Raw genomic sequence first — 15,051 nt, forward strand, 5'->3', positions numbered from 1 at the left:
ATGCCGACGCCGACGGTCTTGCCGTCGTCGGGGGTGTAGGAGCCGATGAAGCTGTTGGCCGAGGAGACCGTGGTGAAGGTGGTGTTCTCGGTCGCCGAGCGGCCCTTGGAGTCCTTGGCGTTCGCCACGATCTTGTACTTGGTGCCCCGCTCCAGCTGGGCGCCGGGCTTCCAGGACGCGCCGTCGGGCGATATGGCACCGGCGACGTCCTTGCCGGAGTCGGCCTCGGTGAGCTTCACATCGGTCAACTTGCCACCGGTGACCTTCACACCGGTGTCGTTGATGCTGGCGTTGGTGGCGCCGTCCTTCGAGGACACCGTGATCTTCGCGTCCGAGGCGTCCTTCTTGGCCGCGGCGTCCGCACCGGCCTGCCCGTTCTTGCCGTCGTCATTGCCGCCGGCCGAGGCGTCCCCGCCACAGGCGGACAGGGCCAGCGCACCCGCCGCGAACAGGGCGGTCACGGCCAGGGTGCGGCGCATCCGGCGGCGCGGGCGCGGTGCACCGGACACCTGCTGCTCGGCTGACGGGAGCAGCTGGTGCGGGGTGCGGGACCGAGCGGGCGCGGGGTTGTCCGGCGATGTCACGAGCTGCTCCATACAAGGGTGTTGTGATTCCGTGCTGATAAACAGCACCTACGGGCGGATTCGGTTGCGGGCGGGGCCCGGTTGTGACGAAGGTCACACTCGCGTGGGGAGGGGTTGGTCGGCCGGTCCCGACAGCCAGGTTCGCAGTGGCGTGCCGTGTTCGTCCAGGCGGGGTGGAGCCGAAGGTTGGGTCACCGGGGTGGCCGAAAGGCGGAGCGGGCTGGCGACTTGGGGGATGCGGCCCGCACCGACGGGGGTCACCGGGTCGAGTCCGAGGCGCCCCGCCAACTCCAGGGCCTGCGAGAGGTTGTTGACGGGGCCGCAGGGCACCGAGGCCGCGGCCAGTCGCCCGGTCCAGGCCTGAGGGGTGTCGGCGGCCAGTCGGTTTTCTAGTGCTTTGATGAGGTCTGTACGGTTTTGCACCCGGTCCTGATTGCGGGCGAACCGGGCGTCGTCGGCGAGCTCCGGTGCGCCCAGCGCCTGCGCCAGCGCCCGGAACTGACGGTCGTTCCCCACCGCCACCGCGAGCGGCGCCCCGTCCCGGCAGGCCAGCGTCTCGTACGGGGCGATGCTCGGATGGCGGTTGCCCATCGGTCCCGGGTCGCGGCCGGTGGCCAGGTGGCCGGAGGCCTGGTTCACCAACGAGCCCAGTAGAGAAGAGAGCAGATTCACTTCCACCAGCTGCCCCTGACCGGTGCGGGCGCGGTGGTGCAGGGCGGCGAGGATGCCGGTGGCGGCGTCCTTCGCGGTCAGCACGTCCACCAGGGCGACCCCCGCCTTCAGGGGCGGCCCGCCGGGCTCGCCGGTGATGCTCATCAGCCCGCCGACGGCCTGCACCACGAAGTCGTAGCCGGGCAGTTCCGCGCCCGCGCCGGACCCGAATCCGGTGATGGTGCAGTGCACCAGGCCCGGGTTGGCGGCGCGGGTGGCGGTGTGGTCCAGGCCGTAGCGGGCGAGCGAGCCGGGGCGGAAGTTCTCGATCAGTACGTCGGCCCGGCGCGCCAGCTCGCGGGCCGCGGCGGCGTCGTCCGGATCGCCGAGGTCGAGGCCCAGGCCGCGCTTGGAGCGGTTCGCGGCGTCGAAGTACGCGGCCGTCCCGTCATCCGCGAACGGCGGGCCCCAGGCGCGGGTGTCGTCGCCGGTGCCGGGCCGCTCCACCTTGATCACGTCGGCGCCGAGGTCGGCGAGGGTCGCGGCCGCCAGCGGGCCGGCCAGCACCCGGCTGAAGTCCGCGACGAGGATGCCGTCCAGGGCGCGGGCGGACGCCGCGCCGGGCGGGGCGGGGCCGGCGGGCTCCGCGGCGGTGGCGTCCGTGGTGGCGGCCTCCGGGTCGGCGTCGGTGGACGGCCGGGGCTGCGGCCGGTGCGGCTGCGGCACGTGCGTGCTCCTCACGTCGCGGACGAAGTGCCGTCATCGTCCGCGGCGATCTTCGCCGGGGGAAGCCTCCGGGGCGTCCAACGGGGCGGCGGCCACTCTGCCGTGGTGGCCTCTTGGGCGGCCGTTGTGCCGCACCGTGAGGGGAATGTAGCGAAATGTCATAGGAGATGCGTCACTTCGGGACTTAAGTCCCAAGATCCCCTGTCGGAAGGCCCGAGATGTGGTGTCTACTGGCTCTGCCCCAGCGCCTTACCCGTCCGGGAGGACCTCATGCTTCCCTCCGCTTCGATTCTGCAGCAGATCGGCCTCGGCGTGCTGCTCGCTGTGGCCATCGTCTGGGTCGTCGGGCTGGCCAGACTCCTGCGGCGGGGGCGGTACGAGACGGCCATGTGGCGCGACCAGCGGGAGATGCGGGCACGGTACGCGCCGCGCGGGCGGCTCGCCCCGCCCGGCCCGGCGGGGCTGCCCGTGCAGCCGGGCCTGCTCGGCTCCGTGCCGCGGCAGACCGGGCCGGCCGGTCCGCCGTCGGAGTGCGTGGAGCTGAGCGCCGCCGAGCGTGCGGCCTTCGAGGGCCTCGTACGGCAGCTGTCCGGCCGGAGCTGACCGGACGGCGGCCGCGGGCCTCAGCGCACCGGGCCCAGCCTCAGCAGGGCGAGTGCGGCCAGCATCTGCACCGACACCGCCGCCGCCGACTTCCCCGTCGACAGGTGGTGCTGGCCCCGTATGAGCAGTACGGCGAGGACGTAACCGAACCCCCAGGTCGTCCAGGTCGCGGCCTGCACGAACGTGGCATCGGTCGGCAGCCAGGCCGCGATCGCCATCCGCGGCAGATCCGTCACCCAGAAGAGGACGATGAACAGGCTCGCCGTGGGCGCGAACCGGCCTATGCCGCCGAGCGTCCGGGCGATCGCATGCGCGACCGAGCCCAGCGCGAGGCTGGCGGCCAGTACGCCCGCCTCGCCCAGCCCGAGGAGCTTCAGGGCCGCGGCGTGGTCGACGGCCCACTGGGTGTGGAACGCGTCCACCGACAGCACCCCGATGCCGCCGCTGATCAGTGACAGCAGTACTGCCGCGCTCCAGGCGCTGCGGTCCCGCGCCTCGTCCAGCACCTCCACCGGGCGGTACCAGAGCCCGAATATCAGCTGGTGCCACCACAGGCGGCGGCGTGGTGCCGGCCCCCGGGGCGCCGGCTGGACGAGCGTGGGCGGTGGCGGCTGGGGAGGCGGGGAGGGGGGCGGTGCGGACATAAGCCGTTTCTACCACCGGCCAATTCGGGGCGGGGCGGGGGCGTCGGGCGGGGCACGCTCCGGGCGGATGAGACGCTCTGGCGGTGACTGAGCAGACACCGGAGCACGACGAGGCACACGGCGGCGGGCTCGGCAGCCGGCTCAACTGGCTGCGGGCCGCGGTCCTCGGCGCCAACGACGGCATCGTCTCCACCGCCGGACTCGTCGTCGGGGTGGCCGGAGCCACCGATTCCCGCGGCGCCCTGCTGACGGCGGGGCTGGCCGGACTGCTGGCCGGATCCTTGTCGATGGCGGCCGGCGAATACGTCTCGGTCTCCACCCAGCGGGACTCGGAGAAGGCCGCGCTCGCCCAGGAGAAGCGGGAGCTGGCGCGCGAGCCGCAGGCCGAACTCGTCGAGCTGACCGAGATGTTGGCGGGCAAGGGGCTGGACCAGCAGCTGGCCAGGGAGGTCGCCGAGCAGCTCACCGAGCACGATGCGCTGCGCGCCCATGCGGAGGTGGAGCTGGGCATCGACCCCGACCAGCTCACCAACCCCTGGCATGCGGCGGGCGCGAGCTTCCTCGCGTTCACGGCGGGGGCGTTGCTGCCGCTGCTGGCGATCGTGCTGCCGCCGACCGCGCACCGCTTGTGGATCACGGTCGTCGCGGTGCTGGCGGCGCTGGCGCTGTGCGGCTGGAGCAGCGCCCGGCTGGGCGCCGCGCCGGTGGGCCGGGCGGTGCTGCGCAACGTCGGCGGCGGCGCCGTGGCGATGGGCGTGACGTACGCCGCGGGGTCGGTGCTGGGGGCGGTGGGGGTGTGACCGCCGCGGGCGGCCGCGGTCAGTCCGTCCCGTAGAGGTCCCGGTACGACGGGAAGACCCCGCCGGGGCCGTCCACCGTCTCCGCCGCGAGGGCGGCCCGCACCACGGCGCGGGTCAGGACGTCCGCGCCGGCGGCGAGGATCTCGTTGAGGGCCCCGGCCTCGGCGTGGACGCCGAAGGCCGCCTCGGTGCCGGCCGCTTCGGGGACGAGCGGGCGCGCCGCGGTGGACAGCGCGAAGACCGTGTCGCCGTCGGACAGCAGATGCACCGGGCGCACGGCGCGGGCCAGCCCGTCGTGGGCGGTGCCGGCCAGCTTGTGGGCCTGGGCGCGGGTGAGGGCGGTGTCCGTGGCGACCACGGCGAGGGTGGTGTTCAGCGGCGGGCGGACGGACGCGGCCGAGCGGGCCCGGGACATCTCCCGGGCCTCGGCCAGCCGGCGCACGGCGGCGGCGTGCACCTCGGGGGCGGGCAGGGCCGCCGGGCTCTCGTACAGACGGCCGTAGAGGGCGCCGGTGCGCGGGTCCGTGACGGAGCCCGCGGCGTTGACGGCGGCCAGCGCGGCGACGGTGGCACCCGAGGGGAGCACCGCGCTCGCGGTGCCGATGCCGCCCTTGAGGCCGCCGATCACCGCGCCCGTGCCGGCGCCCGTGTTGCCCTGGGCGACCGGGGCGCCGGGCCCGGTGTCCGCCGCGGCCGCGGCCGCCGCCCGGCCCAGCGCGGCGTCCGGGCGGGCCCGCCAGTCGCCGCCGCGCCCCAGGTCGAAGAGGGCGGCGGCCGGTACGACGGGCACGACCTGGGCGGGGTCGGGGCCGACGCGGAACCCGCGGCCGTGGTCCTCCAGCCAGGCGGCGACACCGGACGCGGCGTCAAGACCGAAGGCGCTGCCGCCGGTCAGCACGACCGCCTCGACGCGCTGGACGAGGTTGCGCGGGTCGAGCGCGTCGGTCTCGCGGGTGCCGGGCCCGCCGCCGCGGACGTCGACGGCCGCGACCGCGCCGCCCTCGGGGGCGAGGACGACGGTGGTCCCGGTCAGGTACCCGTCGCCGGTCCGCCGGGCGTGGCCGACCCGGAGGCCGGGGACGTCGGTCAGCGCGTCCCGTGGCCCCGCGGGGTGCGGCCGGTGCTCAGTAATCGGCCGGTCCCATCACGACGACCGGGTGCAGGTCGGGGTCGAGGGTGCGCAGCAGTTCCCGCATCACCTTGGGCTTGAGGCTCACACAGCCCTGGGTGGGGCCGTCGTGGTCGACATGCAGCCAGACGCCGCCGCCCTTGGCGTCGCCCCAGGGACGCTGCTGGTCCAGGGGGGAGGTGCCGGCCTTCCGGTTGTAGTTGATGGCGATGACGTAGTCGAAGGCGCCGGCCAGCGGCTCGCCCTCCACGCCGGTGCCGTCGGCGACGAAGCTGGTGTTGTGGTCGTAGGGGAGCTTGGTGCCCTCGGGCGCGGACAGCAGGCCGCCCGCGTCGGTGAGGGGGAAGACCCCGATGGGGGAGCGCAGGTCGCCGTAGTGGTGGTCGTCCGTCCAGCCGTGGGCGGCGTTGTGCGCGGACCAGGTCGGGCCCGGCTCCCAGTCGTCGGAGCCCTCCTCGCGGGTGTAGAGGACGACACGGGAATCGAACGAGTCCATGCCCTTGCCCGTGACGACCAGGGCCTGGCGGGCGTCGGCCGGTATGCGCTTCCTGGCGGCGTCGCTGAGGCCCGGGATGGGCCGGCCGGCGGGCGCGTTCGGTGCGGCGTTCGGGGCCGATTTCGCGGCGGACACGGGGACGCGTGGCGTGTCCGGGCCGGAAGCCGTCGTGGACGTGGTGCTCTTGGCGTCGGTCGCGCTGTTGTGGTCGTCGCCCGACGCCGGCCACGCCCACAGGGCGGTGCCGACCAGCGTGGAGAGGGCGAGACCGCCCACGGCCTTGCTGCGCCGGGACAGTCTCGTCCGCGCGCGGGACTGAGCGTGGCGGGCCATGGCTGGCGTCTCCTCAGGTACGGACGGCGGTCGGTCCCCGGGGTTCCTGCGGCTCTTTTCCCGGGGCGCCCTGTCATAAAAAGGGCAATCTGCACCCTACCGCTTCAGAGTCGGCGCGCCTCCGCTGGCCCCGGTGAACAGAGGGGAACAAGGGCACCAAGTGGCGGGAAGTGGGGTCCATTGGTGGGTAATTGACGGGGTATGGGGTGTCGCTGCGCCGAGGGGCTCCGCTGGTGAGGGCCCCTCCTCCGATGGAGGGGGGAAGATGGCCGAATCTGATGCGGGATCAGGGCGGTTGCGGAGGTTTGTACGGCCGTTCGGCACACTTATGGGGGAAGCGGCGGTGGCCCCGTGGGCGCGCCGGGCGGCCCCTGCGGGCCCGATTCCCCGGATCGGTGCCCCGACGCTCGCCGAGACGGGTGACGCGGCGGCCGCTCCTACTCCACCAGGGCGGTTTCCTGACGGGATGTGAGGGACACGCCGACCGCGACCGTGAGGCACGCCACCAGGCCGGCCGCCGGGACCGCCCAGTGCCCGGCGAAGGTGCACCCCAGGACCAGCAGCGAGGACACCGGCAGCACCAGTTGCTGGGCCGGACCGCGCTTCTGGTGCCGGGAGTGGATCAGCCACACCGTCGCCATGAACAGGGCGGCCGGCACCGTGACACAGGCGGCCGCCGCGAACGCCGACAGGTGCGCCGCGCCGGACGTCTCCTCCACCGCGACCTCGATGCCCGCCCCGACCGCGGCCGCCGAGCCGAACACCAGGTAGTGGCCGTAGCCCCACAGGAACGCCTGGCGGTTCGAGCGCAGGTGCTGGTGGATGGGGACCGCGAAGTAGATCCAGTACGCCGCGAAGACCAGCAGCAGCCCGCCGCCCGCGATCGGCAGCAGCATGCCCAGGCCGGCGTGCTCGTCCAGCGCCGACTGCACGGCCATGGTGGCCGCCGCGATCGTCTCGCCCAGCACGATGATGGTGAACAGGCCGTAGCGCTCGGCGATGTGATGGGGATGCCAGCTCGTCTGCCGCTTCCGTTCGGCCAGCGCGGGGACGGCCAGCTCCAGCGGCCCCACGACCACGAACACCCAGGGCACGTCCCCCCTGGGCGCCGCGAGCAGGCCGAGCCAGCCGATCTGGCACACCGTCACCCCCAGGGCGTAGCGCAGCGCGGTGCGCCGCTCGGCGCCCCGGCCGGCGAGCGCGGCCCGCAGCCACTGGGCGACCATGGCCAGCCGCATCACCAGATACCCGAACCAGATCACCGTGAAGTCGCTGTCGGCGAAGGCCCGCGGCACGCCGGCGGCCAGCACCAGCACGCCCGCCATCTGGACCAGGGTCACCACGCGATAGAGCGGGTCGTCGGTGTCGTACGCCGAGGCGAACCAGCTGAAGTTCATCCACGCCCACCAGACGGCGAAGAACAGCATCAGGTAGCCGAGGACGCCGTGCCCCGGATGCCCCTCGGCCAGCGCATGCGCCAGCTGGCGTCCGGCCTCGGCGACCGCCACCACGAAACACAGGTCGAAGAAGAGCTCCAGAGGGGTGGCGGTGCGGTGCTCCTCGTCGCGACGGCGCGCACGCATGAGGACCGGCACGTCAGCTCCTCTCGTCGGCCGGAGCGGCCGGCCCCAGTACAGCGCGGGCCGGCGGTGCCGCCCATGAGGGGAGCGGGGCGCGGCGTGTCGTGCCGCGCGGCGGCTACTCGGCGACCGCCTCCACGATCGAGGGGAAGGCCGCGGTGGGCAGCACCCGCGTGAGCCGGAAGCCGCCGGCCGACAGCAGGGCGGCGAACTCCTCCGCGGTCCGCTCCTGCCCGTCGACCACCGCCATCATGGCGACGTCCAGGGTCTTGCCGAAGTGCGGGGCGTTGCCCGGCGGCAGGACGGCATCGATGACCAGCAGCCGGCGGCCCGCCGCCATGGCCCGGTGGCAGCTGCGCAGGATGCGCAGGCAGGCCTCGTCCGGCCAGTCGTGCAGGACGTGCTTGAGGACGTAGACGTCGCCGCCCTCCGGTACGGACGCGAAGAAGTCGCCCTCCTGTGTGCGCCAGCGGCCCTTCAACTCCTCGCCGTCCAGGAGGTGGTGGGCCAGCGGCGGCGCCTGGTCGAAGAGCACCCCGGTCAGCCGCGGGTGGCGGCGCAGCGCGGCGCGCAGCAGCCCGCCGCGGCCGCCGCCGACGTCCACGACCGTGCCGGTCTCGGGGAACGGGTACACCTCCGCCACCGCCGCGTCGACCGGGGCGGACAGCGAGGACATCCCCTCGTCGAAGAGCCGCCGGGTGGCCGGGTCCCTCCTCAGGTGCTCGAAGAGGGGCGCCCCGACGATCCGCTCGAAGGACGCGCCGCTGTGCCGTACGGCCTCCGGGACGGTCTCCGAGGTCTGCCGGAACAGCGCGTCGGTCAGCATCATGACGGCCGGGTGCATCGAGTCGGGGACGTCGGTGCGCAGGGGGGCGGCGGCCGGCGTCAGGTGGTAGGCGCCCGCGGCGTCCTCCCGGAAGAAGCCGCGGGTGGCGAGGTAGCGCAGGACGCGGCGCAGGTGCGGGGCGTGGGTGCCGGTGGCGGCCGCCAGCTGCCCGGCGGTGCGCGGGCCCGCGGCGAGATGGTCGGCGATGCGGTGCTCGGCCGCGGTGCGCAGGGCGGCGGAGAAGAGGTGGCCCATGGCCTGCTCCACCAGATGCGTCATGAGGTCGCGGGGCTCGCCGGTCGAAGGGGTGGGGGAAGTGGCCAACGTCGGCCTCCAGTCGTCGGCTTGGGCTTGCCGGTCCCGGCCACGGGCAGGGTGATTCACGGTTGCAGCCACGGGCTCCGGTGTCACGAGCGGCCGCGGCGGCACCCGCGAAGTCCGGCCAGGGCAGGGCGGCGTGCGGGCGGCGGGCCGGGCGCGGTGCGGGGCGGAGTGCCCTTAGGGGGAGGCTCCGGGACGGGTGGGGGAACGCCGCTCGGTGCGGAGCGGCGGCGCATGGTCGAATGCGTGTATGAGCGACAGCGACAGCGACACGACCGGCAGGACCCGCCCGACCGATGACGCCGAGCACAGCGACGACTCCGCCGCCGTCCTGGCCCCGCTCGACGACCGCCTCGCGGACCTCGTGGCCCTCTACGAAGACCTCCACCGCCATCCCGAACTCGGCTTCCAGGAGACCCGTACCGCCGCCGAGGCCGCCCGCCGGCTGACCGGCTGCGGCTACGACGTCACCACCGGCATCGCCGAAACCGGCGTCGTCGGCGTGCTGCGCAACGGCCCGGGACCCGTGGTCCTGCTGCGCGCCGACATGGACGCCCTGCCCGTCACCGAGAACTCCGGCCTGGACTACGCCTCCACCGTCCCCGGCCGGATGCACGCCTGCGGCCACGACGTCCATGTGACCTGTCTGCTGGGCGCCGCCGACCTGCTCGCGGCGGGCCGCGACCGCTGGTCCGGCACCCTGATCGTGCTCTTCCAGCCCGCCGAGGAGGTCGGCAGCGGCGCCCGCGCCATGCTCGACGCCGGCCTCTACAGCCAGGGCCTGGTCCCCACGCCCGATGTGGTGCTGGCCCAGCATGTCGCCCCCTTCGGCGCCGGGCTCCTCGCGTACTGCCCCGGCCCCTGCATGGCCGCCGCCGACAGCCTGGAGATCACCTTCCACGGCACCGGCGGCCACGGCTCGCGCCCCGAGACCACCGTCGACCCAATCCTGATGGCGGCCGCCTTCGTGCAGCGGGTGCAGTCGGTGGTGGCCCGCGAGGTCGCGCCGCAGGACCGGGCGGTGGTCAGTGTCGGCTCCTTCCACGCGGGGGACGGCGCCAACGTCATCCCCGACCGCGCCGTCGTACGGCTCAGCGTGCGCACCTTCGACGAGACGGTGCGCACGGCCGTGCTGGCCGCCATCGACCGCATGGCGCGTGCCGAGGCCGCCGCCTCCGGCGCGGACCGCGCGCCCGAGACGGAGGTCCTGGACTCCTTCCCCGTCACCGTCAACGACCCCGCGGTCCTGCGGCAGGTCAACGAGCAGTTCACCAAAGTCTTCGGCGAGCAGCGGCTGTTCGCCTACGGGCCGGCGACCGGCAGCGAGGACGCCGGACTGCTGGCGACCGCCGCCGGGGCGCCGCTCTACTACTGGTGGCTGGGCGGCTGGGACCCCGAGGAGTTCCGGACGGCGCTCGCGGCAGGGCGGCTCGCCCAGGACATACCGTCCAACCATTCGCCGCGCTTCGTACCCGTGGTCCGGCCGACCCTCACCATGGGCGTCCAGGCGCTGACCGCCGCCGCGCTCGACCAACTGGCACCCGCGGAGAGCACCCCGGCGCAGACGGCGGGGCGCGCCGGCCGGGACGGGGCGGCGGCCGCTGGTTGACCTTGTCCTTGGGGGAAGCCCCAGCATCGGGCGTACCGGGCGAGGCGCCCGGTACGAGGAGGGCGGACGGGTGGACCGACGGGTGGCCGCAGGAGAGGGCGCGACGCCGACCGGGGACGGTGAGCTGCTGACCATCGGGGCGTTCGCACGGGCCTGCCGGCTCTCGCCGAAGGCCCTGCGGCTCTACGACGAGCTCGGCCTGCTCATCCCGGAGCGCGTCGACCCGCGGAGCGGCTACCGGCACTACGCCCCGGCCCAGCTGGAGCGGGCCCGGCTGGTGGCCTGGCTGCGCCGGCTCGGGATGCCGCTGGCCCGCATCCGCGAGGTGTGCGAACGGGCACCGGACGCGGCTGCCGCCGCGGTCGCCGCGTACTGGGCGCAGGTCGAGGCCGACACCGCCGCCCGCCGGGACCTGGCCGCCTTCCTCGTCGACCAGCTGTCCAGAAAGGACACCGGCATGACCGGACCGAGCACTCCCGTGACGATGCGCTGCGCCGCCCTGACCGACCAGGGCCTGGTGCGCCCGGCCCACCAGGACGCCGCCTACGCGGGGCCGCGGCTGCTGGCCGTGGCCGACGGCTACGGCCCCAGCGGCGGCCCCGCCGCGACGGCCGCGATCGAGGCGCTCAAGGACCTGGAGGACCAGGACCTGACCTCGGCGGACCTGCCGGCCGTCCTGGAAGAGGCGGCCCGGCGCGCGCACCGCACCGCCCCGTCGGCCGACGAGGCCACCGGCAGCACCCTGACCGCACTGCTGCGCTCCGGCACCCAGTTGGCGCTGCTGCACCTCGGGGACTCGCGCGCCTACGTTCTGCGCGACTCCGGCCTCTTCCGCATCACCCACGACCACAGCCTGGTCCAGTCGCTGATCGACGAGGGCCGGCTCACCCCCGAGGAGGCCTCGTCGCACCCCCAGCGCACCCTGCTGCTCCGCGCGCTCGACGGGGCCACCGACTTCGCCCCCGACCTGCAACTGCTGGAGGCCCGGCCCGGGGAGCGCTATCTGCTGTGCACCGACGGCCTGACCTCGGTCGTGCCGCCCGAGACGATCCAGGACGTGCTGACCGCGGCCGACGGCCCCGACCGGGCCGTACGGGAACTGATCCGCCTGGCCCGCGAGGCGGGAGCACCGGACAACGTGGCGTGTGTGGTGGGGGAGGTGACGGCGGCGGCTGCGTAGGGGACACCCTTACGGCCCCTACGGCCCCTACGGGCGGCCCTGAGGGCGGTGCGGCGGCGGGGCAGGGGCCCCGCCGCCGCACCGGGCCGTCGGCGGGTCAGGCCAGGCCCTTGAGCATCCCCTTGAAGTAGAGCTGCGGCAGGCCGTAGCGCTTGAGGAACCACATGTCGGTGCGTTCCCGGGTGGTGTCGATGAAGGGGATCGACGGGGTGGGCTGCAGGTCGTAGTCGAACTCGGCGAGCAGCATCTTGTGCCGGGCGGTGACCAGGGGGCAGGACGTGTAGCCGTCGTAGCGGGCGGTGGCGGGACGCCCGCGCAGACCGGCGAGGAGGTTGGCGACGACGACCGGGGCCTGCTTGCGGATCGCGGCACCCGTCTTGGACGTCGGCAGGTTGGCGACATCGCCGAGCACGAACACATTCGGGAAATCGGGGTGTTGGAGCGTCTCCCGGTCGGCCTTGACGTACCCGTACGGGGAAGCGGGGTCGGCCAGCGGGCCGGCGGCCAGCCACTCGGGGGCGCGCTGCGGCGGCACGGCGTGCAGCAGGTCGTAGTGCACGGTCTCGGTCTTGCCGGTGGTGTGATCCGTGATCTCCGCCTCGCGGGCCGCACCGTCGAGCCGGGTCATCTCCGAGCTCAGCCGCACCTCGATGCCGTACCGCCGGGCCGTCTCCGTCAGCGCGCGCGAGAAGACCGGCACCTTGAACATCGCGGGCTCCGGGAGCACCAGGATGGTGCGGATCGCGCCCAGTACGCCGCGCTTGCGCCAGTGGTCGGCCGCCAGATACGCGATCTTCTGCGGGGCGCCCCCGCACTTCACCGGCCCGGACGGCATGGTGAACACGGCCGTACCGCTCCGCATCCGGCGGATCAGATCCCAGGTGAGCGGCGCGAGATCGGGCCGGTAGTTGCTGCTCACCCCGCCGTGCCCGAGGGCCTCGGCAAGGCCGGGCACGCCGTCCCAGTCGAGCTGCAGCCCGGGGGCGAGCACCAGCCGCCCGTAGGAGAGGACCCGGCCGGAGGCCGTGGTGACCGTCCGGGCGGCCGGGTCGACGGCGGTCGCACGCTCCCGCAGCCAGCGCACGCCGGGCGGTACGACGTCCGCCTCGGTGCGCAGCGCGGCGCGCAACGGGGCCTGGCCGCCGCCGACCAGCGTCCACAGCGGCTGGTACCAGTGCGTTTCGGACGGCTCCAGCAGCGCGATGCCGCGGACTCCGGCACGGCGTAACCGGGCGGCGACGGTGATGCCTGCGGTGCCGCCGCCGACGATGAGGACCTGGTGGTGGGACGGGGCGGCGGGTGCGGGGGCCATGGACTACCTCCTGGTGGGTGAGCGGAACGGGTGGTGGTGAAGGGGCCTTGGAGGGAGGGACGTTGGTGTGTGCGGGCGGTCCCGTAGGGGGCCCATGCGGTCAGGGGCTCCAGAGACGGGGGAGGGCGGTGGCCGCCATGGTGACGGCGAGGACGGTGACGAGGACGGCGAAGGCCGTGGTCAGGGTCTGGGGGCGCAGGCGGGTGGTGAGGCGGTTGCCGAGGTGGCTGCCCAGGGCCGCACAGGCCGCGAAGCCCGCCAGCAGCGGCCAGTCCAGGGCCCCGGTGCCCGCTCTGGTGCCCAACGCCGTAAGGGAGTTGAGGAGGATGACCAGGAGCGAGGTCCCTATCGCGACCGGCATCTCCAGGCCCAGGACCAGGGTGAGGGCCGGTACGACGACGAAGCCGCCACCGACCCCGAAGAACCCGGTGAGGAGGCCGACGGCGGAGGCGGTCACGGCGAACCGTACGGGGCGGGCGCGGCGGGAGCCGGCGGGGGCGCCGTGCGACGGCGTGCGCCCAGGGTCCCCGCAGGAGGGCACGCGCTCCGGGTCGTCACGTAAGGGCACGGCTTCCGGGGCCTCGGGGGAGCGCGGGTGCTCCGGTCCGTCACGTAAAGGCACCGGCTCCCTCCCCTCTTCCGAGCCCACCGTCTCCGTCTCCGTGGCCACCCGTAAGGGGCGCACGCCGTCCGCCCCCCGTCGTTCGCGCAGCCCCCGTGACACCAGCATCGCCGCCACCACGAGCAGCAGCCCCGCGAATGCCGCCATCAGCACCGTCGGGTCCAGTGCCGCGCTCCACCGGGAGCCGAAGTAGCTGCCGGCCGTGCCCAGCGCCCCGAAGACCGCACCGGCCGCCCACCGGACCCGCCCGGCACGGGCATGGCAGACCAGCCCGGTCACCGCGCCGACCGTGACCACGATCAGCGCGCCCGCGGTCGCCTCGTGCGGCGACTGCCCCAGCAGATAGACCAGCGCGGGCACCGCCAGCACCGATCCGCCGCCGCCGAGCGCACCCAGCAGCAGCCCGATCAGCAGCCCGCACGGCAGCGCCGCGGCGGCTATGAGGACGGACACGAGGCCCGCGGCGCCAGGGCGACGGCCCGGCTCTCGCCGGACCACTCCGCGACGAAGGCGAACCGGTCGCCGCGGACCACCGTCTCGCGCCACTCCACCGGACGCTCCGCGGCCCGCCCCAGCCGCTCGATGGTGAACGCGGGCTCCCGGTCGGCCAGCCCCAGCAGCCACGCCTGCCGGATGTCCGGCAGGAACGGCTGGATCCGCTCCCGGCCGCCGGTGACCTTCACCCCGCAGCGGCGTGTCAGCTCGCCGTAGAGCGAGGTGTGCCCGAAGTCGGCGTCCAGCAGCGGCTCGGCGACCTCGGCGGGCAGGTACGCGGTGTCGTGCGCGAGCGGTTCGCCGTCCGCCAGCCGCAGCCGCTCCAGTACGACCAGCGGCGCGTCCGGAATCAGCCCCAGATGCCCGGCGACCGTCCCGTCCGCCGTCCGCTCCAGCCGCAGCACCTCGCTGCGCTGCTCCACGCCCTGGCCCTCCAGCTCGCGGAAGAGGCTGTAGAGCGAGCCGAGCGGCTGCTGTATGCGACGGGTGTCGAGCCGGCTGGTACGGCCGCGCTCGGCGATCACCAGCCCGTCGGCGCGCAGTTTGCGCAGCGCCTCGCGGACGGTGTGCCGGCTGACCTCGTACTCGCCCGTGAGCCGGTGCTCGGCCGGGAACTCCGCGCTGAACGCGCCGGCTTCCATCCGGCGGCGCAGATCGTCGAAGAGCTGCGCCCACAGGGGCAGCGGCGAGCGCCGGTCCAGGGGACGCGGGCCGTGCGCGCCGTCCGGCGGCTCGGTCGTCATGGTGGGTTCCTCCGCGGGCTTACGGGGTGGTGGTGGGGTGCGGTGGGCGATGCCGGGCCGGTCGGTACGAGGCGGCCGGCGTGGGTGTGCGGTGGATGGGGCGGGTGGTGCGGCGGGTGTGGTGCGTAGGCCGTGCAGGAAGCGATGCGCAAAGGCGGTGCGCCAAGCCGTGCGTGGAGCTGAGGCGGCGTCACGCGCCTCTCGTGTGAGGCGGCATCACCGGTCCCGTCCGTGCGCGACGCCGTTCCGCACGCCGTCCCGCACGTCCCCGCGAGGCGACATGGCGCGTGATGCCTGCCACGTCGGCACGTAGGGGGCCTGGTGCGGCGTCACATGGTGCGTCGGGGCGGCGGTCACGGCTTGTCGCCCGCCACCCGGCTCCCTAATGTACGTACAT

At 74.5% G+C, this 15,051-nt stretch carries 14 protein-coding genes; 4 read left to right on the top strand and 10 right to left on the bottom strand.

From position 1 onward, the window contains the following. A partial coding sequence (locus tag AB0411_RS29165) for an Ig-like domain-containing protein (RefSeq protein WP_366420266.1) occupies positions 1-596 on the bottom strand: 596 nt, incomplete at its 3' end. A gap of 81 nt (positions 597-677) precedes the next feature. After that, the gene (locus tag AB0411_RS29170; protein ID WP_366420267.1) at positions 678-1,961 is read right to left on the bottom strand and encodes a CaiB/BaiF CoA transferase family protein; all 1,284 of its coding nucleotides are present in this window, start codon (positions 1,959-1,961) and stop codon (positions 678-680) included. Positions 1,962-2,231: 270 nt separating this feature from the next. Here AB0411_RS29170 and AB0411_RS29175 point away from each other — a divergent pair, with 270 nt between their 5' ends. Then, positions 2,232-2,564 carry a hypothetical protein gene (locus AB0411_RS29175; RefSeq protein ID WP_366420268.1) on the top strand — a complete coding sequence of 111 codons (333 nt, stop codon included), beginning with the start codon at positions 2,232-2,234 and terminating at the stop codon, positions 2,562-2,564. Between the two features lie 20 nt (positions 2,565-2,584). Here the strand turns inward: AB0411_RS29175 and AB0411_RS29180 are convergent, their stop codons facing one another. Further along, the gene (locus AB0411_RS29180) at positions 2,585-3,208 is read right to left on the bottom strand and encodes a hypothetical protein (RefSeq protein ID WP_366420269.1); all 624 of its coding nucleotides are present in this window, start codon (positions 3,206-3,208) and stop codon (positions 2,585-2,587) included. Positions 3,209-3,291: 83 nt separating this feature from the next. On the opposite strand from AB0411_RS29180, the gene AB0411_RS29185 reads away from it, so the two are divergent. Next, positions 3,292-4,008: a VIT1/CCC1 transporter family protein gene (locus tag AB0411_RS29185; protein WP_366420270.1), complete on the top strand. Its 717-nt coding sequence runs from the start codon at positions 3,292-3,294 to the stop codon at positions 4,006-4,008. Positions 4,009-4,027: 19 nt separating this feature from the next. Here AB0411_RS29185 and AB0411_RS29190 read toward each other — a convergent pair whose 3' ends face one another. The 4 genes from AB0411_RS29190 to AB0411_RS29205 form a co-directional block, all read right to left on the bottom strand. Beyond that, complete coding sequence (locus AB0411_RS29190; RefSeq protein WP_366420359.1) at positions 4,028-5,140, bottom strand: P1 family peptidase; 1,113 nt, start codon at positions 5,138-5,140, stop codon at positions 4,028-4,030. Beyond that, a complete protein-coding gene (locus tag AB0411_RS29195; protein WP_366420271.1) occupies positions 5,133-5,966 on the bottom strand; it encodes a L,D-transpeptidase family protein in 834 nt (277 codons plus the stop codon). The genes AB0411_RS29190 and AB0411_RS29195 overlap by 8 nt, the downstream gene beginning before the upstream one ends. A 437-nt stretch (positions 5,967-6,403) precedes the next feature. Further along, positions 6,404-7,561: a low temperature requirement protein A gene (locus tag AB0411_RS29200; RefSeq protein ID WP_366420272.1), complete on the bottom strand. Its 1,158-nt coding sequence runs from the start codon at positions 7,559-7,561 to the stop codon at positions 6,404-6,406. Between the two features lie 103 nt (positions 7,562-7,664). Then, positions 7,665-8,696 (bottom strand): methyltransferase, encoded by a 1,032-nt coding sequence (locus AB0411_RS29205; protein ID WP_366420273.1) that lies wholly within the window; start codon positions 8,694-8,696, stop codon positions 7,665-7,667. Positions 8,697-8,943: 247 nt separating this feature from the next. On the opposite strand from AB0411_RS29205, the gene AB0411_RS29210 reads away from it, so the two are divergent. Together AB0411_RS29210 and AB0411_RS29215 are read left to right on the top strand one after the other, a co-directional pair. Continuing rightward, complete coding sequence (locus AB0411_RS29210; protein ID WP_366420274.1) at positions 8,944-10,302, top strand: amidohydrolase; 1,359 nt, start codon at positions 8,944-8,946, stop codon at positions 10,300-10,302. A gap of 70 nt (positions 10,303-10,372) precedes the next feature. Further along, positions 10,373-11,482, top strand: coding sequence for a MerR family transcriptional regulator (locus tag AB0411_RS29215; RefSeq protein WP_366420275.1), 1,110 nt, complete (start codon positions 10,373-10,375; stop codon positions 11,480-11,482). A 97-nt stretch (positions 11,483-11,579) separates the two neighbouring features. On the opposite strand, the gene AB0411_RS29220 is transcribed toward AB0411_RS29215, so the two are convergent. The 3 genes from AB0411_RS29220 to AB0411_RS29230 form a co-directional block, all read right to left on the bottom strand. Then, entirely contained in the window at positions 11,580-12,794 is a 1,215-nt protein-coding gene (locus tag AB0411_RS29220) for an NAD(P)/FAD-dependent oxidoreductase (protein ID WP_366420276.1), read from the bottom strand. Between the two features lie 100 nt (positions 12,795-12,894). Then, on the bottom strand, positions 12,895-13,869 hold the full coding sequence (locus AB0411_RS29225; RefSeq protein ID WP_366420277.1) for a sulfite exporter TauE/SafE family protein: 975 nt from the start codon (positions 13,867-13,869) through the stop codon (positions 12,895-12,897). Next, complete coding sequence (locus AB0411_RS29230; protein ID WP_366420278.1) at positions 13,854-14,654, bottom strand: GntR family transcriptional regulator; 801 nt, start codon at positions 14,652-14,654, stop codon at positions 13,854-13,856. The genes AB0411_RS29225 and AB0411_RS29230 overlap by 16 nt, the downstream gene beginning before the upstream one ends. Positions 14,655-15,051 lie beyond the last annotated feature (397 nt).

It is taken from the genome of Streptomyces angustmyceticus, from assembly GCF_040701845.1.
In the GTDB taxonomy this organism is placed as follows: Bacteria; Actinomycetota; Actinomycetes; order Streptomycetales; family Streptomycetaceae; genus Streptomyces; species Streptomyces angustmyceticus_A.